The sequence below is a fragment of the Kitasatospora sp. NPDC047058 genome (genome assembly GCF_040643935.1).
Taxonomy (GTDB): domain Bacteria; phylum Actinomycetota; class Actinomycetes; order Streptomycetales; family Streptomycetaceae; genus Kitasatospora.
Window position 1 is genome coordinate 1 of the sequence record NZ_JBEYVJ010000039.1, and the last position, 16944, is coordinate 16944.

Here is a 16944-nt window from a genome sequence, read left to right on the forward strand (position 1 = left end):
CCCGCCGGGACACGGCGGGCCGGGGCCTCAGGACTGCTCGACGGCTCAGGTGATGTCGTCCATCTGCTCGTGCCGCGCGGCCGGCACCGGCGCACTCGCGACCGGCGCGGCGGACGCCTCGACGGCCTCCGTCCGCCCCACCGCCTGCACCGAGAGGTCCAGCTGCGAGGCCTCCTCGTCGTCCAGCGCGAGGTCCGGGTTGCGCCGGGCCCGGCGCTTGTCGTTGACCAGCGCGATGGCGACGGCGATGAAGTACAGCGCCCAGATCGGCGCGGCCAGCACCAGCATGCTGACCGGGTCGGCACTCGGCGTGGCGAAGGCGGCGAACACGGTGATCGCCATCACCATGGCGCGCCACCAGCCCAGCAGCCGCTTGCCGCTGACCATGCCGACCAGGTTCATCATCACCAGCAGCAGCGGGAACTCGAAGGCGAGGCCGAAGACCAGCACCATCCGGGTGGCGATGTCGAAGTAGTCGTCGGGCGGCAGGATCGGGGTGGTCGTGGTCGGGCTGAACGAGATCAGCACCTCGACCGTGGTCGGCATCACCAGGAACGCGCAGCCCACGCCGGCCAGGAACAGCGGCGCGCCGCAGGCCATGAAGATCATCGTGTACTTGCGCTCGTGCTTGTGCAGACCGGGCGCCACGAAGGCCCAGAGCTGGTACAGCCAGACCGGCACGGCGGCGACCACGCCCGCCGTCAGCGCGACCTTGAGCATCCAGTTGAAACCGGCGGTGAGACCGACGGTGGAGACCTGCGCACAGCGGCCGTGGAAGTCCGCGGCGTTCGACGGGTCGCACTGGGGAATCGGCTTCAGCAGGAGCGTTTCGAGGTGCTTGTGGTAGATCAGCGCGACGATCGTGAACACCACGATCGCCAGGACCGACTTGACCACGCGGTTCCGCAGTTCCCGCAGGTGGTCGGCGAGGGCCATCCGCCCCTCAGGATCCTTGGGCGCCTTCGACGCCTTGGAGAGCTTGCTCAACCCCGGTCCTCAACTCGTGCGTCGAGGCCCGCCGGTCGGCGGGCCTCCAGTGGTCGCGTGCTCCGCGGGCTTCGCGCGCCCCGCGTGTACGCCGAACCGCTCAGCGCGGTCCGCCGTCCGTCCCCGTCGGTGCGGACCGGTCCGCGACCGGCCGGGCGGTCGCGGACGCCCCCGGCGCGGACTGGATGGTCTTCGCCGGGGCGGGCTCGGTGACCGCGGGCTGCGGAGCCGGTCCGGCCGCACCGTCCGCGCCGTCCGACTTCATCGCCTTGGCCTCGCTCTTCAGGATCCGCAGCGACTGGCCGAGCGAGCGCGCCAGTTCGGGCAGTCGCTTGGCACCGAAGAGCACAATGGCGAAAACCACGATCACCATGATCGCGGTCCCGGAGACCCGCATACTCGACCACCTTCAGTCACGGCGGCACCGGCGGGCCGCCCGCTGCGGGGATGGTAACCGCGGCGGGTGACGCCCTGGCGACGGCCGCCCGAACAGGACAGCGGCCCCCGGCCGCAAGGTGCAGGAGCCATCTGAGAGCGTAACGCGCCCGACGCCGCGCGCAGCAGCCCCCGTACCCCCCGCGGCCCGATTGTGCCGGGCGACACGTCAGCGCCCGGGAACCGCCGCCGCGAGGTCGCCGGCCGCCTCCGCCAACGCGCGCGAGGCGGCGTCCACCCCCTTGGCCAGAGCCCGCACGTCCCGCCAGAGCCGGATCGCGAGGACGCCGAGGACCAGCAGACCGGCGGTGACGAGCAGGACGGCGGCGACGAGCATCCAGGACATGCCGACCACCCTATCGACCCGGGTCGCGCCGGACGGACCAGCCCGCCGCTCCCCCGCAGCCCGCCTCAGCCCTCGGCCGGCACCAGCCGCATGGTCCGGACCCCGGCACCGGTCATCGCCGTGACGATCTTCTCACCGGCCGGCTTGCGCACCGAGGCCCCGCAGAGCGGACAGCCGAAGCTGTAGTGCGTCTGCGCCGGCGTCCGGCCGAAGGTCAGCCGGAACTCCTCGGCGGGCAGCTCCACCTTCTCCCGGCACTGCGAGCAGTACACCTTGAATCTGGTACCGGGCTCCACGGCTCAGACCAGCCCCTCCCCGTAGGCCGCCAGTGCCTCCACCGCCGCCGCGCGCGCCTGCCCGGCGAGCTCCGGGGGCGAGACGATCCGGCCGTCCCGGCCCAGCCGCAGCGCCAGCGGGCGCAGCTGGGACGGGTCGGCACTGCGCAGGGTGATCCGCAGGCCGCCGTCGGGCAGTTCCTCGGCGCGGTCGTGGGTGTAGTACTCGGCGACCCAGCGCCCGCCGGAGGTGACCTCGACCACCACCTCGGGGTCGTCGGCGGACGGGTTGACCAGCCCGCCGGACAGGTCGCGCGGCTCGCGCCGGGGCGGGTCGGAGGGGGTGTCCAGCACCCTGATCTCGGCGACCCGGTCGAGCCGGAACATCCGGTGGTCCTCGGAGGTGCGGCACCAGGCCTCGAGGTAGGTGTGGCCCTCGGTGAGCAGCCGGATCGGGTCGACCTCGCGCTCGGTCATGCCGCCGCGGCCGTGCGAGTAGTAGCGCAGCCAGAGCCGGCGGCCCTCGCTGAGCGCGCGGTCGATGTCGGCGAAGACGTGGCTCTCGGCCTCGAAGGTGACGCCGACCCGGGCGCTGCCCTCGGCGCTGTCCCCGGCGGCGTTCTCGATCTTGGCGACGGCCCGGGTCAGCGCCTCCCGGTCACCGGCCCGCAGGCCCGGCAGGCCGGCCACCGCGCGGGCGGCGACCAGCAGCGCGGTGGCCTCGTCGGCGGCCAGCCGCAGCGGCTGGGCGACGTCGTCCACGTTGTGCCACCAGATCCGCTCGCCGTCGGTGTCGATGTCGAGCAGGTCGCCGCCGCGGAAACTGGTGCCGCACATCGGCAGCACGTTGAGGTCGCCGATCAGCTCGCGCTCGGTGATCCCGAAGGCGCGGGCCACCTCGGCGACCTCGGCGCCGGGGCGCTCGCGCAGGTAGGTGACCAGCGAGAGCATCCGCCGGGTCTGGTCGATCGCGTTGCTCATGCCCGCACTCCCTCGATTCCCTCAACAGCACCGGCCACCGCGCGCAGCCGCTCGATCACGTCCGTGCGCAGCTCCTCCGGCCCGAGCACCAGCACGTCCGGCCCGAACTCGGCCAGGTCGGCGCCCAGCCCGTTGCCGTACGGGATCTCCAGCTCGTCCCAGCCGTCGTCGGCCCGCCGCGTGTTCAGCGCCTTGGTGCGCAGCGGGAAGCCGGCCCCGCGGCGGACCCGCACGGTGGCGGTGGCGGTCGCGCCCTCGCCGGCGAACTTGGCCACGGTGGCGCGGACGTCGACGTGCTCGGGGACGGTGCCCAGGAAGGCGCCGCTGCGCGCCTTGACCCGGCCGGTGATCCGGCTGAGCCGGAAGACCCGGGCGTCGCTGCGGTCGCGGTCCCAGCCGGCCAGGTACCAGTGGCCGCGCCAGCACTCCAGCGCCCACGGCTCGACGGTGCGCTGCTCGACGGCGGCGGCCCCGGCCTTGCGGTACTCGAAGGTGACCGGACGGCGGTCCCGCGCGGCGGTGAGCAGCGGCTCGAACGCGGCCTCGCGGGCCGGGATGCGCGGTTCGAGGGCGGTGCGGCCCTCGGCCTCGGTGAACGGGACGCCGGCCGCGCGCAGCTTCTGCAGGGCGCCGCTGGCCGCGCCGGACATCTTGGCCTGCTGCCAGACCCGGGCGGCGAGGGTGAGCGCCGCGGCCTCCTCGGCGTCGAGGGCGATCTCCGGCAGGCGGTTGCGGTCGGCACGGGCGAGGTAGCCGAGCTCGCCGTCGAGGGCGTTCTCGTCCACGTCGATGACCAGACCGAGTTCGCGCAGGTCGTCCTTGTCCCGCTCGAACATCCGGTTGAAGGCGTCCTCGCTGCTGTTCTGCCAGGCCTCGCGGTACGCCTCGATGGACTCCCGCAGCTCCTTCTTGGAGAGCGGCCGTCTGGTGTTCATCAGGCACAGGGCGAGATTCATCAGCCGCTCTGCCTTGGCGATCGCCATCGCTGACCCTTCCGGTGTGCCGCGCCGCGCGCGGGGTGCGCCCGCCGGGCGCTCTCGGCCCGGCGGGACCGACCGTACCGGTAGCGGTACGCAGTGCAAAAGCCGAGTCCGGAAACGCGCGGGGCCGCACCCCCGGGGCGGGGGTGCGGCCCTCGGCCACGGGCGGCCGGAACCGGCTCAGACGCCCAGCAGGTCGACCACGAAGATCAGGGTCGAGCCCGCCGGGATCGCCGGGGTCGGCGACTGGTTGCCGTAGGCCAGGTGCGCCGGGATGGTCAGCTCGCGGCGGCCGCCGACCTTCATGCCGACGACGCCCTGGTCCCAGCCCTTGATGACGCGGCCGGCGCCCAGCGGGAACTTGAAGCTGGAACCGCGGTTCCAGCTCGCGTCGAACTCCTCGCCGGTCGAGAAGGTGACGCCGACGTAGTGCACCTCGACGACCTGGCCCGGCTTGGCCTCCTCGCCGGTGCCGACCTCGATGTCGCGGATCCGCAGCTCGGCCGGCGGGTCACCGATCGGGAAGTCGATCTCCGGCTTCGTCTTGTTGCTCACAACTGCCTCTTCTCGGTTTGGTTCCATCACGACCAAGCGGCGGGCGCCCGCACCCGGTCCGTTCCCGGACCACGGTACGGGCGCCCGCCGCCCGTCCGGGCTCGGGCCACGCGGCCCGCCCGAAGGTCACACGCACACCATTGTCACCCGAAAGTGGATCAGCCCTGACCGGCGTCCAGGATGTCGACCACGAACACCAGGGTGGAGTTCGCCGGGATGTCGCCCTGCGCCTGGTCCTTGTAGCCGAGCGAGGCCGGGATGACCAGCTCGACCCGGCTGCCGACCGTCTGGCCCTCCAGGCCCTGGTCCCAGCCCGCGATGACCTGGCCGCCGCCGACCGGGAAGGAGAACGCCTGGCCCTTGCTCAGCGAGGAGTCGAAGACCTTGCCGTCCTTGAACAGCGCGCCGGTGTACTGGACGACGACCTTCTCGCCCTTCTCGACCTTCGGGCCGGTGCCCTTGATCAGGACGTGGCTCTTCAGCTCGGTCGGGTCGGCCGCGCCCTTCACCGGGGTGATCTCGGCCGGCTTCTTGCCGTTGTCCTTCACCTGCGGGAAGTCCGCGGGCGGCGGGGTCACGGTGCCGGCGACCACCGCGTCGGGCGCGTTGGTGTTGCGGATGTCGATGACGAACACCAGGTTGTCCTTGGCGCCGATCGACATGTTCGGGTTGCCCTGGGCGCCGAACGCGGCGGCCGGCGGGGCCACCACCATGATCCGGCTGCCGGCCTTCTTGCCGAGCACGGCCTGGTCGAGCGCCGGGATCAGCGCGTCGGTGCCGGCCTGGAAGATCTGCGGCTTGCCCTTGTCGTCGTACGAGCTGGGGATGTCCTTGCCGGTCGTCCAGTCCTTGGCGGTGTAGTCGACCGAGGTCCAGGAGTTCTTCTCGACCTTGGCGCCGCTGCCCTCGGAGAGCACCTTGACCACGAAGGAGCCGTCGGCCTGCTCGGAGGGCACCTCGATGCCCGCCTTCTTGCCGAACTCGCCGGTGACCGTCGGCAGCACCTTGGCGGTGTCCTTGATCGGCGGCACCGGCTCGGCGGACGGCGTGGCCGGCGCGCTCTTCGCCGCGTCCGGCTTCGCGGCGGCGCTGTCGCTCTTCGAGCCGTCCTTGTTCACCGTGTAGAGCGTGATGCCGCTGCCGACCAGCAGCACGGCGAGCACCGTGCCGAGGATCACCCCGAGCTTGCCGGCCCCGGGCGGGTTCTCGTCGTACCCGGCCTCCGAGGAGTCCTGGCGGCGCACGTTGGACGCGAAGATCTGCGGGGTCTCGTCGGTCTTCGTCCCGCCGGTCCGCCGCGTGGCCTCGCCCGGCTGGGCCCAGCCGGCCTGCTGCTTCAGGATCGACGGCGGTACGACGATCGACTCGCCGTCGCCCGGCAGCGGGCCGCCGGGCCGCGAGTCGGCCGGGTCACCGCCGGCGTTCCCGTTCGCAGTGCCGGCACCGCCCGGGCTCGACGCTTTCTCAGACATGACTCCCCATCCATCTCGCCACGAGGTCTTCGAGGTCTACGGCCGGCGTGGTGAGCGCCGGGGTGCTGTCGCACGTACCGCCCGTTACCCGGACGCCGGCGGCGCCTACCACAGTGCGAGGGCAGTATGACAGGTCAGGATGAGGGCGGACGCTTCCATGTGCGAGCGCCCGCCCAAGCGTACGGAATCCCACCCGTCGCTCCTAGGGCGTGTCTGAACAATTCCCGTCGGACGCCCGGCAGGGGTCACCCGGCACGCCCCGGGCGCGCTCTCCGCCCGCGTCCGGCCTGATCCACGCGACGGACACTAGACCGCTTCCAGGATGTCGATCACGAACACCAGGGTCGAGTTCGCCGGCACCGAACCCTGTGCCTGGTCCTTGTAGCCGAGGGACGGCGGCACCACCAGCTCGACCCGGCTGCCGACGGTCTGGCCGACCAGCCCCTTGTCCCAGCCCTCGATGACGCTGCCGGTGCCGATCTGCAGCGCCTGCGCACCGCCGTGGCTCCAGGAGGAGTCGAACTGCTGGCCGTTGCTCCACAGCACGCCGGTGTACTGCACGACCAGGGTCTGCCCGGCCTTCACCTGCTTGCCCTCGCCCTTGATCAGCACCGCCTGCTGGAGGTCGGCGGGCGGCGCCTGCCCGGCCGGGATCGTGATCGTGACGGGGGCCTTGCCGTTGTCCTTGACCTGCGGCATCGTCGCCGGCGGCTGCGTCATCGTGCCGGAGAGCGTGGAGTCCTGCGGCAGGCTCTCCATGATGTCCAGCACGAACACCACGGTGTCCCCGGGGGCCACCCCGAGCTGGGTGTTGCCCTGGTTGCCGAACGCGGCGGCCGGCGGGGCCACCACCAGCAGCCGGCTGCCCACCTTCTTGCCGATCACGCTCTGGTCGAACGCCGGCACCAGCTGGCCGCTGCCCGCCTGGTAGAGCTGCGGCTTGCCGCCCGCGTCGTAGGAGCTGGGCAGGTCCTTGCCGGTGGTCCAGTCCTTGGCCGTGTAGTTCACCGTCACCCAGTCGCCCTTGTTCACCGTCGAGCGGTCACCCTCGCTCACGGTGTTGACGACGAACTGGCCGCTGGGCGCGGCGTCGGGGATGGTGATGGTGGCCTTGCTCCCGAACCCGCCGCCCGACACGGTCGGCATCGGCGGGGCCTCCGAGACCGGCGCCGGCACCGTGGGGGCAGCGCTGGACGCCGTGGGCGTCACCGGGCTGGTCGCCTTGGTGGAACTGCTGCAGGCGACCACCAGCAGCAGGGGCAGGGTGAGAAGCAAACCGGCGGTGCGGCGCACGGCGTTCCTAACTGTCGGTCAAAGTCGGCTCTCCGGACTCGACGGACAGCGTATGCCCCGACCGCGTCCGGCCCCGGTAGACACCACCGGGGCCGGACACGACGAAGATCACGACGGCGGGGCTCACATCCCCGCGATCAGCTTCTCCACCCGCTCGTCGACCGAACGGAACGGGTCCTTGCAGAGCACCGTCCGCTGCGCCTGGTCGTTCAGCTTCAGGTGCACCCAGTCCACCGTGAAGTCCCGGCGCTGCTCCTGCGCCCGGCGGATGAAGTCGCCGCGCAGCCGGGCCCGGGTGGTCTGCGGCGGGATCGACTTGGCCTCGAAGGTCTTGAGGTCGGTCGTCACCCGCTGCGCCTGCCCCTTGCCCTGCAGCAGGTAGAACAGGCCGCGCCGGCGGTGGATGTCGTGGTACGCGAGGTCGATCTGGGCGACCCGCGGGTTGGACATGCTCATCTCGTGCTTCTCGCGGTAGCGCTCGATGAGCTTGTACTTCATGATCCAGTCGATCTCGGTGGCCACCCCGTCGAGCCGCTCGGTGCGGACCGCCTCCAGGGTGCGGCCCCAGAGGTCCAGGACCTGCGCGATGGTGCCGGTGTTGATGCCCTTGCGGTCGGCGAACTCCAGCGCCTTGGTGAAGTACTCCTCCTGGATGTCCAGCGCGCTGGCCTCCCGGCCGTTGGCGAGCCGCACCTGGTGGGTGCCGGTGAGGTCGTGGCTGACCTCGCGGATCGCCCGGATCGGGTTCTCCAGGGTGAGGTCGCGCATCACCACGCCGGCCTCGATCAGCCGCAGCACCAGGTCGGTGGCGCCGACCTTGAGCAGCGTCGTGGTCTCCGACATGTTGGAGTCGCCGACGATGACGTGCAGCCGGCGGTAGCGCTCGGCGTCGGCGTGCGGCTCGTCCCGGGTGTTGATGATCGGGCGCGACCGGGTGGTCGCCGAGCTGACGCCCTCCCAGATGTGCTCGGCCCGCTGGCTGACGCAGTACACGGCGCCGCGCGGGGTCTGCAGCACCTTGCCGGCCCCGCAGATCAGCTGGCGGGTCACCAGGAACGGAATCAGCACGTCCGCCAGCCGGGAGAACTCGCCGTGCCGGGCCACCAGGTAGTTCTCGTGGCAGCCGTAGGAGTTGCCGGCCGAGTCGGTGTTGTTCTTGAAGAGGTAGACGTCCCCCGCGATGCCCTCCTCGTGCAGCCGCCGCTCGGCGTCCACCAGGAGCCCTTCGAGGATGCGTTCGCCCGCCTTGTCGTGCGTCACCAGCTCGACCACGTCGTCGCACTCGGGGGTGGCGTACTCGGGGTGGGAGCCGACGTCGAGGTAGAGGCGGGCACCGTTGCGCAGGAACACGTTGCTGCTGCGGCCCCAGGAGACAACGCGGCGGAAGAGGTACCGGGCCACCTCGTCCGGTGACAGCCGCCGCTGCCCCCGGAACGTGCAGGTGACGCCGTACTCGTTCTCCAGCCCGAAAATTCGGCGGTCCATGCGGCATCCATTCTCTGCTTGGAGCTGTCCGAAACCGCCTCCGCGACGCCGACCGGGCCGCCGCAGGGGCACCGGAGTCCCGCACGACGGCGGATGGCCGCCGTACGGGACTCCCCGGGTACTGCTAGTCGGCCGGCGGGTTCGCCGCCGGCTTCTCGTCGTCGTCCGTCTCGGCGGACTGGTCGCCGTCGAGCAGCCGGGCGAGCTGGCCGCCCAGGATCCGCTTGAACTTGCGCTGCTGGAAGCGCTGGCGGTCCAGCACCGCCACCTCCAGCTGCTCCGGGGTCAGGGTGCGCGGGCTGCCGCCGTTCGGGTCCCGGGCGAGCGAGTCCACGGCGACCTTGACCGCCTCGGTGAGCGAGAGCCCGGCGCGGTGGCGCTGGCCCAGGTAGTTGCCGATCGAATCGGCGTTGCCGCCCACCACCACGTGGTTCTTCTCGTCGACGACCGAGCCGTCCGGTGTGAGCCGGTAGATCTGGTCCTCTTCCGTGGTGCGGCCGACCTCGGCCACGATCAGCTCCACCTCGTACGGCTTCTCGCCGACCGAGGAGAAAATGGTGCCGAGCGTCTGGGCGTAGACGTTGGCCAGGCCGCGGGCGGTGACGTCGGCCCGGTCGTAGGAGTAGCCGCGCAGGTCGGCGTAGCGGACGCCGCCGATGCGCAGGTTCTCGAACTCGTTGTAGCGGCCGACCGCCGCGAAGGCGATCTTGTCGTAGATCTCGGAGACCTTGTGGAGCGCCCGGGAGGTGTTCTCCGCGACGAAGACGATGCCGTCGGCGTAGGTGAGCACGACCACGCTGCGACCGCGCGCGATGCCCTTGCGGGCGTACTCCGCGCGGTCCGCCATGGCCTGCTGGGGCGAGACGTAGAACGGTGTCGACACCGGCGGTCGTCCCTTCCTTGGTGGGTGCGGCTAGAGCAGCGGGGCCTGCGGGCCGTTGGGGTTGATGAGGCGCTCGTCGGTGATCGACACGGCGATCTCGGAGACCTCGGCCTCGGTGAGCCGGCGGAAGCCGTCCTCGGTGATCAGCGAGACGATCGGGAAGATCTTGCGGGCGAGGTCCGGACCGCCGGTCGCGGAGTCGTCGTCGGCCGCGTCGTAGAGGGCCTGGACGACCAGGGTGGCCGCCTGCTGGGCCGTCAGGTCCGAGCGGTAGAGCTTCTTCATCGACCCGCGGGCGAACACCGAGCCGGAGCCGGTGGCGGCGAACCCGCGCTCCTCGGAGCGGCCGCCGGTGACGTCGTAGGTGAAGATCCGGCCGCGGCCGAGGTCGAGGTCGTAGCCGGCGAAGAGCGGGACGACCGCCAGGCCCTGCATCGCCATGCCGAGGTTGCCCCGGATCATGGTGGTCAGGCGGTTGGCCTTGCCCTCCAGCGAGAGCACGGTGCCCTCGATCTTCTCGTAGTGCTCCAGCTCCAGCTGGAACAGCCGGACCATCTCGACCGCGAGGCCGGCGGTGCCGGCGATGCCGACCGCGCTGTACTCGTCGGCCGGGAAGACCTTCTCGATGTCGCGCTGGGCGATCACGTTGCCCATGGTCGCTCGGCGGTCACCGGCGATGACCACACCGCCGTCGAACACCGCGGAGACGATCGTCGTCCCGTGCGGGGCCTCGACCACGGCCCCCGCGGGCAGTCCGCGCCGGCCGGGGATCAGCTCCGGCTGGTGGTCCGCCAGGAAGTCGAGGAACGACGAGGACCCCGGGGTCAGGAAGGCAGCCGGTAGACGCCCGGTGCCACGAGTGTTGGCTTCCACACGATTCCTTCCAGGTGGCTTGAAGCTCGCTGCCCGGCACCCTACCCGCCCGACGATCATCGTCCGAGTGTGGAGGGCCGGACCGGGGCGGACGGGCGGCCGTTGCCGTCCGCCCGCCCTCGGCGGTCGCGACCGTGAATTCCCTGAATGCCCGGACGGGTTACTGGCCGCCCTTTTGCACGAATTGGCGCACGAAATCCTCGGCGTTGGACTCGAGCACTTCGTCGATTTCGTCCAGAACCGCGTCGACGTCGTCGCTCAGCTTTTCCTGGCGCTCCTTGAGCTCCTCGGAATTCTGCGCTTCCGCGGCCTGCTCCTCGACCTCCTCGGAGGAGCGGTTCGCCCGCTGCTGGCCGCCGCCGGTGTCCTTGCTCGCCATTTCCCTCACCCCGCTCGATCGTCTGGCACGGTTTGGTCGTTGCTTGCTGCACCGACCCTATACACAAGGTGCGACTACCCGCTTCCGGTTTGCCGGTGGCGCTTCCTGTCCAACACCCGCTGCCACCCCGGATGATTCCCATTCGGCGGGCGTTCACCCGTGGTGATCGAAAAGTTACCCGCCGGACAGCACCCGGAGCAGGTCCTCCGCCGTGCGGCAGCGGTCCAGCAGCTCCTTCACGTGGTTGCGGGTGCCGCGCAGCGGCTCCAGGGTCGGGACGCGCTGAAGCGAGTCCCGGCCCGGCAGGTCGAAGATCACCGAGTCCCAGGAGGCCGCGGCGACGTGGTCGGCGTACTGCTCCAGGCAGCGCCCGCGGAAGTAGGCCCTGGTGTCCTCCGGGGGCTGGGAGACGGCCCGCTCGACCTCCTCCTCGGTCAGCAGCCGCTCGAACCTCCCGCGGGCCACCAGGCGGTTGTAGAGGCCCTTCTCGGCCCGCACGTCGCTGTACTGGAGGTCGACCAGGTGCAGCCGGGGGTTGTCCCACTCCAGGGCGTCGCGGCTGCGGTAGCCCTCCAGGATCTCCCGCTTGGCGATCCAGTCCAGCTGCCGGGAGAGCGACATCGGATCGCGCTCCAGCCTCCCCAGCACGTCCTCCCAGCGGGCCAGCACGTCGACGGTCTGCTCGTCGGCGTCGTTGCCGAAGCGGTCCTCGACGTACTTGCGGGCCAGCTCGAAGTACTCCAGCTGCAGTTGGACGGCGGTGAGCTTGCGCCCGTTGCGCAGCGTGATCAGGTGTTTCAGGGACGGGTCGTGGGAGACCCGGTGCAGGGTGCGCACCGGCTGGTCGACGGCGAGGTCGGAGGCGATGAAGGAGTCCTCGATCATCGCCAGGACCAGCGAGGTGGTGCCCAGCTTGAGGTACGTGGAGATCTCGGAGAGGTTGGCGTCCCCGATGATCACGTGTAGCCGGCGGTACTTCTCGGCGTCGGCGTGCGGTTCGTCCCGGGTGTTGATGATCGGCCGCTTGAGGGTGGTCTCCAGGCCGACCTCGACCTCGAAGTAGTCGGCCCGCTGGCTGATCTGGAAGCCGTTGGCGGAGCCGTCCTGGCCGATGCCGACCCGGCCGGCGCCGGTGACCACCTGGCGGGAGACGAAGAACGGGGTGAGGTGGCGGACGATGTCGGCGAACGGCGTCGCCCGCTTCATCAGGTAGTTCTCGTGGGTGCCGTAGGAGGCGCCCTTGTTGTCGGTGTTGTTCTTGTACAGGTGGATGTTCTGCCCGTTGGGCAGTTCCAGGGCGCGCTGGGCGGCGGCCGCCATGATCCGCTCGCCGGCCTTGTCCCAAAGCACGGCGTCGCGCGGGTTGGTCACCTCGGGCGAGCTGTACTCGGGGTGCGCGTGGTCGACGTAGAACCGCGCGCCGTTGGTCAGGATGACGTTGGCGAGGCCGATGTCCTCGTCGGTCAGCTGGCTGGCGTCCGCGACGTCGCGCGCCAGGTCGAAGCCCCGGGCGTCGCGCAGCGGATTCTCCTCCTCGAAGTCCCAACGGGCCCGCCGTGCCCGGTGCATCGCCGCCGCGTACGCGTTGACGATCTGGGACGAGGTGAGCATGGCGTTGGCGTTGGGGTGCCCGGGCACGGAGATCCCGTACTCGGTCTCGATGCCCATCACGCGCCGTACGGTCATGCGGCCCTCCTTGCCCGGTGCACCGCCCCCCACGGGCGGAACACGCTGACGTACCGCTGAACAACACCGGGGCGGGCCGTGTGCCCGCGCACGGTGGGTCGAGCCTAGAACGCGGCACCGACGGGCGGGCCCCGAGACGCGCCGTCCGGCTGCGGGGCCGCGAGGCGCCACAGCCGGACGGGGTGCGTGCTGGTCCGGGGACCGCTGCCGGCCCGGAGTCGTGCGGTTACAGGTACTGCCCGGTGTTGGCGACAGTGTCGATGGAGCGGCCGGACTCGGCGCCCTGCTTCCCGGTGACCAGCGTGCGGATGAAGACGATCCGCTCGCCCTTCTTGCCGGAGATCCGGGCCCAGTCGTCCGGGTTGGTGGTGTTCGGCAGGTCCTCGTTCTCCTTGAACTCGTCCACGCAGGCGGCGAGCAGGTGGGAGACGCGCAGACCGCGCTGGCCGTGGTCGAGGAAGTCCTTGATGGCCATCTTCTTCGCACGGTCGACGATGTTCTGGATCATCGCGCCGGAGTTGAAGTCCTTGAAGTACAGGACCTCCTTGTCACCGTTGGCGTAGGTGACCTCCAGGAAGCGGTTCTCCTCGGTCTCGGAGTACATCCGCTCCACGACCGACTGGATCATCGCCGCCACCGTGGCCTCGACGGAGCCGTCGTGCTCCTTGACGTCGTCGGGGTGGAACGGCAGCGAGTCCTTGAGGTACTTGGAGAAGATGTCCTTCGCGGCCTCGGCGTCCGGGCGCTCGATCTTGATCTTGACGTCCAGGCGGCCGGGCCGCAGGATCGCCGGGTCGATCATGTCCTCGCGGTTCGAGGCGCCGATCACGATGACGTTCTCGAGGCCCTCCACGCCGTCGATCTCGGCGAGCAGCTGCGGGACGATGGTGTTCTCCACGTCCGAGCTGACGCCGGAGCCGCGGGTGCGGAAGAGCGACTCCATCTCGTCGAAGAAGACGATGACGGGCGTGCCCTCGCCCGCCTTCTCCCGGGCCCGCTGGAAGACCAGGCGGATCTGCCGCTCGGTCTCGCCCACGTACTTGTTGAGCAGCTCGGGGCCCTTGATGTTGAGGAAGTAGCTCTTGCCCTGGGGCCGGCCGGTGACCTCGGCGACCTTCTTCGCCAGCGAGTTCGCGACCGCCTTGGCGATCAGCGTCTTGCCGCAGCCGGGCGGGCCGTAGAGCAGCACGCCCTTGGGCGGGCGCAGCTCGTACTCCTTGAAGAGGTCGGCGTGCAGGTAGGGCAGCTCGACCGCGTCGCGGATCAGCTCGATCTGGTTGCTCAGGCCGCCGATCTGCCGGTAGTCGATGTCCGGGACCTCCTCGAGGACCAGTTCCTCGACCTCGGCCTTGGGCACGACCTCGTACACGTAGCCGGAGCGGGGCTCCAGCAGCAGGGCGTCCCCCGCCCGGATGGTGATCTCGCGCAGCGGTTCGGCGAGGCGCACCACCCGCTCCTCGTCGGTGTGGCCGATGACCAGGGCGCGCTCGCCGTCCTCCAGGATCTCCTTGAGGGTGACGATGTCGCCGATGCGCTCGAAGGCCATCGCGTCCACGATGTTGAGGGCCTCGTTGAGCATCACTTCCTGGCCGCGCCGCAGCTCGTCGAGGTCGACGTTGGGGCTGACGTTCACGCGGAGCTTGCGCCCGCCGGTGAAGATGTCGGCGGTGCCGTCCTCGTTCTGGTCGAGGAAGGTGCCGAAACCGGCCGGGGGCTGTGCCAGCCGGTCCACTTCCTCCTTGAGGGCCACGATCTGGTCGCGGGCCTCGCGCAGGGTGGAGGCGAGCCGTTCGTTCTGGGCGGTCACGCCGGCCAGGTTGGTCTGGAGCTCGACGATCCGCTCTTCGAGGATTCTCGAATTGCGCGGCGAGTCGGCGAGCTTGCGGCGCAGCACGGCGATTTCCTGCTCTAGGTACGAGACCTGAGCGGCCTCGTCGGAACCACGAGCGGGCCTGCCGGTGCTGCGGTTGTAGTCGTCATCGTGGGCTGCCACGGTCCTCACCTCCTCCGGGGAGCTGGACGCTTCCAGACCCTACCTGGGACCAGGGGTCCGTAAACCCCTAGATCAAGAAAGATGGAACGGGCGTGTCCGATCTTCGCCCCAGCGTGCTTCCCCTCTGCTAAGGAGATACCCACCGCGCACCACCCAAAGCGGACCAGATGTATCGTCGAGCGAGTCGATATCCGATCGCGACCGAGACTTCCGGTCCGATCGTTGTACGAATGGCGGGATTGCCTCCGATAACGGGGCAACCCGGGACAGAAACGGCAGGGGACCATGTCGGTGACCGAGGAAGCGGCGGCGGCCGAGCCGCTCGAGGTGTGGATCGACCAGGATCTGTGCACCGGCGACGGCATCTGCGTGCAGTACGCGCCCGAGGTCTTCGAGCTCGACATCGACGGGCTGGCCTACGTGAAGGGCGAGGACGACGAGCTGCGCCAGCAGCCCGGCGAGACGGCTCCGGTGCCGCTGACGCTGCTTCAGGACGTGGTGGACTCCGCGAAGGAGTGCCCCGGCGACTGCATCCACGTGCGCCGGGTCGCCGACCGGGTCGAGGTCTACGGGCCCGACGCGGAGTAGCTCCTACGCCTGCGCGAGCGGGGCGGCGGTCTGGGCACGGTCCCAGCCGCCGCCCTTGCGCGTCCAGGTGAGGTCCAGTGAGATGTCCGGGCTGAACCGCGGCACGTCGTCGCTCGAATACCCCTGCGCGTGACCGGTGATGACGCCGTCACTGCGCAGGCCGAGCCGGCTGACGGTGAGGTTCTCGCGCTCCGCGACCAGGGTGGCCAGCACCACCGGCCTGCCGCCGTCGCCGGGGCCCAGCAGGTAGACGGCGTCCGGCGGGGTGCCGGTCTCGGCCGCGCAGTGGGCGGCGGCGACGGTGCCGGGGCGGCCGTCGCCGAGGTCGGCGGCGAAGCTGACGGATATCTTCACCGGGAAGGGGCCGCAGTCCAGCGGGAGTTCGGCCTTGGCCGGGTCGGGCGCGGCGGCCGCCGGAAGGGCCTTGACGGCGCCGCGCGCGGCCACCGTGGTGCCGGTGGCCGGGCCGGCGGCGAGCGCGGTGGCGACCACCGCGGCGCTGCCCGCGATCACGAGGGCCCAGTGCCAGGGGGCGGAGCGGGCGTGCCCAGGACCGCCGCGGTCCTGCGGGGTCTGCTGCTCGGCCGTCGCCTTGACCGCGGTCTCCACCAGGCGTCCCCTCCAGCGGGTCTGTTACGCGTGGGTCGGTGATGAGCGAGCATCGTCCCACACGGGGGCGGCCGCCGGGTGTCCCGGGTGCGGGGGTAACGCGAAGGGGTGGTACGCGGGCGGGAACGCCCGTCGTACCACCCCCGGCAGGGCGTACGGTCAGCCGAGGTCGGTCTCGGCCTCGGTGCTGCGGGCGGCGGCCCGGGCCGCGGCGCGCTCCTGGAGCGTCGGCTCCGGGGCGCCGTTGTCGTAGTCCTCGCCGTACGCGCCCTTGGCCGGGCGGCGGCGGCGCAGCGGCGGCTCGACGCCGTCGGCGAGGCGCCGGGCGGTGAGCAGGAAGCCGGTGTGGCCGATCATCCGGTGGTCCGGGCGGACGGCCAGGCCCTCCAGGTGCCAGGTGCGGACCATGGTCTCCCAGGCCTGCGGCTCGGTGAAGGTGCCGTGCTCGCGCAGCGCCTCGACGGTCTTGGACATCTGCGTGGTGGTGGCCACGTAGCAGCAGATGAGGCCGCCGGGGACGAGCGCCTTGGAGGCGACGTCCAGGCACTCCCAGGGGGCGAGCATGTCGAGGATGACGCGGTCGACGTCGGTCTCGACGAGGTTGTCCTGGAGGTCGCCGACGGTGAGCTTCCACGCCGGGTGCGGCCCGCCGAAGTAGCGCTCGACGTTGCCCTTGGCGATGTCGGCGAAGTCCTGCCGGCGCTCGTAGGAGGCCAGCATGCCGGTGTCGCCGACGGCGCGCAGCAGGTAGCTGGAGAGCGCGCCGGAGCCGACGCCGGCCTCGACCACGCGGGCGCCGGCGAAGATGTCGGCCATGGCCAGGATCTGCCCCGCGTCCTTGGGGTAGATCACGGCGGCGCCGCGCGGCATGGACAGGACGTAGTCGGGGAGCAGGGGGCGCAGCGCGAGGTACGGGACGTTCCCCGTGGTGCGCACGACCGTGCCCTCGGGGGCGCCGATCAGCTCGTCGTGCGGGAACGCACCCTTGTGGGTGTGGAACTGGTTCCCGGCCTGGAGCGTGAACGTGTAGTGGCGGCCCTTCGGGTCGGTCAGCTGGACCTGGTCCCCGACCTGGAAGGGCCCGCGTCGGCGGGTGGCACCGGTCGGTTCGGACATGCGGACAA

General features: G+C 71.0%; 18 protein-coding genes. 1 reads left to right on the forward strand and 17 read right to left on the reverse strand.

The genetic code is table 11. The annotated features are described in order from the left end of the window. Positions 1-45 precede the first annotated feature (45 nt). The 15 genes from tatC to arc all read right to left on the reverse strand — a co-directional run bounded on the left by tatC (position 46) and on the right by arc (position 14623). A complete protein-coding gene (tatC, locus tag ABZ885_RS08860; RefSeq protein ID WP_360185187.1) occupies positions 46-987 on the reverse strand; it encodes a twin-arginine translocase subunit TatC in 942 nt (313 codons plus the stop codon). Positions 988-1087: 100 nt separating this feature from the next. Continuing rightward, entirely contained in the window at positions 1088-1384 is a 297-nt protein-coding gene (gene tatA / locus ABZ885_RS08865; RefSeq protein ID WP_360185190.1) for a Sec-independent protein translocase subunit TatA, read from the reverse strand. A gap of 207 nt (positions 1385-1591) precedes the next feature. Next, on the reverse strand, positions 1592-1768 hold the full coding sequence (locus tag ABZ885_RS08870) for a hypothetical protein (RefSeq protein WP_360185193.1): 177 nt from the start codon (positions 1766-1768) through the stop codon (positions 1592-1594). 65 nt (positions 1769-1833) lie between these two features. After that, entirely contained in the window at positions 1834-2040 is a 207-nt protein-coding gene (locus ABZ885_RS08875) for a hypothetical protein (RefSeq protein ID WP_360185196.1), read from the reverse strand. A gap of 27 nt (positions 2041-2067) precedes the next feature. Then, entirely contained in the window at positions 2068-3024 is a 957-nt protein-coding gene (locus ABZ885_RS08880; protein WP_360185200.1) for a WYL domain-containing protein, read from the reverse strand. Further along, the gene (locus ABZ885_RS08885) at positions 3021-4007 is read right to left on the reverse strand and encodes a WYL domain-containing protein (RefSeq protein ID WP_360185203.1); all 987 of its coding nucleotides are present in this window, start codon (positions 4005-4007) and stop codon (positions 3021-3023) included. The genes ABZ885_RS08880 and ABZ885_RS08885 overlap by 4 nt, the downstream gene beginning before the upstream one ends. A 177-nt stretch (positions 4008-4184) precedes the next feature. Next, the gene (locus ABZ885_RS08890; RefSeq protein WP_360185206.1) at positions 4185-4586 is read right to left on the reverse strand and encodes an FKBP-type peptidyl-prolyl cis-trans isomerase; all 402 of its coding nucleotides are present in this window, start codon (positions 4584-4586) and stop codon (positions 4185-4187) included. Positions 4587-4717: 131 nt separating this feature from the next. After that, complete coding sequence (locus ABZ885_RS08895) at positions 4718-6031, reverse strand: FKBP-type peptidyl-prolyl cis-trans isomerase (RefSeq protein ID WP_360185209.1); 1314 nt, start codon at positions 6029-6031, stop codon at positions 4718-4720. Between the two features lie 306 nt (positions 6032-6337). Further along, entirely contained in the window at positions 6338-7324 is a 987-nt protein-coding gene (locus ABZ885_RS08900; RefSeq protein ID WP_360185212.1) for an FKBP-type peptidyl-prolyl cis-trans isomerase, read from the reverse strand. A gap of 123 nt (positions 7325-7447) precedes the next feature. After that, on the reverse strand, positions 7448-8809 hold the full coding sequence (gene pafA / locus ABZ885_RS08905; protein WP_360185214.1) for a Pup--protein ligase: 1362 nt from the start codon (positions 8807-8809) through the stop codon (positions 7448-7450). Positions 8810-8933: 124 nt separating this feature from the next. Then, entirely contained in the window at positions 8934-9692 is a 759-nt protein-coding gene (gene prcA, locus ABZ885_RS08910) for a proteasome subunit alpha (RefSeq protein ID WP_360185217.1), read from the reverse strand. A 30-nt stretch (positions 9693-9722) separates the two neighbouring features. Further along, positions 9723-10565, reverse strand: coding sequence for a proteasome subunit beta (gene prcB, locus ABZ885_RS08915; RefSeq protein ID WP_360185220.1), 843 nt, complete (start codon positions 10563-10565; stop codon positions 9723-9725). Between the two features lie 160 nt (positions 10566-10725). Next, the gene (locus ABZ885_RS08920; RefSeq protein ID WP_148647695.1) at positions 10726-10944 is read right to left on the reverse strand and encodes a ubiquitin-like protein Pup; all 219 of its coding nucleotides are present in this window, start codon (positions 10942-10944) and stop codon (positions 10726-10728) included. A gap of 174 nt (positions 10945-11118) precedes the next feature. Next, on the reverse strand, positions 11119-12630 hold the full coding sequence (dop, locus tag ABZ885_RS08925; protein ID WP_360185223.1) for a depupylase/deamidase Dop: 1512 nt from the start codon (positions 12628-12630) through the stop codon (positions 11119-11121). Positions 12631-12856: 226 nt separating this feature from the next. After that, on the reverse strand, positions 12857-14623 hold the full coding sequence (gene arc / locus ABZ885_RS08930) for a proteasome ATPase (RefSeq protein WP_360185225.1): 1767 nt from the start codon (positions 14621-14623) through the stop codon (positions 12857-12859). A 285-nt stretch (positions 14624-14908) separates the two neighbouring features. Between arc and ABZ885_RS08935 the strand changes: the two genes are divergently transcribed. Further along, entirely contained in the window at positions 14909-15211 is a 303-nt protein-coding gene (locus ABZ885_RS08935) for a ferredoxin (RefSeq protein ID WP_360185228.1), read from the forward strand. A gap of 3 nt (positions 15212-15214) precedes the next feature. Here the strand turns inward: ABZ885_RS08935 and ABZ885_RS08940 are convergent, their stop codons facing one another. Then, on the reverse strand, positions 15215-15820 hold the full coding sequence (locus ABZ885_RS08940; protein ID WP_360185231.1) for a hypothetical protein: 606 nt from the start codon (positions 15818-15820) through the stop codon (positions 15215-15217). A 159-nt stretch (positions 15821-15979) separates the two neighbouring features. Next, positions 15980-16936 carry a tRNA (adenine-N1)-methyltransferase gene (locus ABZ885_RS08945; protein ID WP_360185234.1) on the reverse strand — a complete coding sequence of 319 codons (957 nt, stop codon included), beginning with the start codon at positions 16934-16936 and terminating at the stop codon, positions 15980-15982. Positions 16937-16944: the final 8 nt, after the last annotated feature.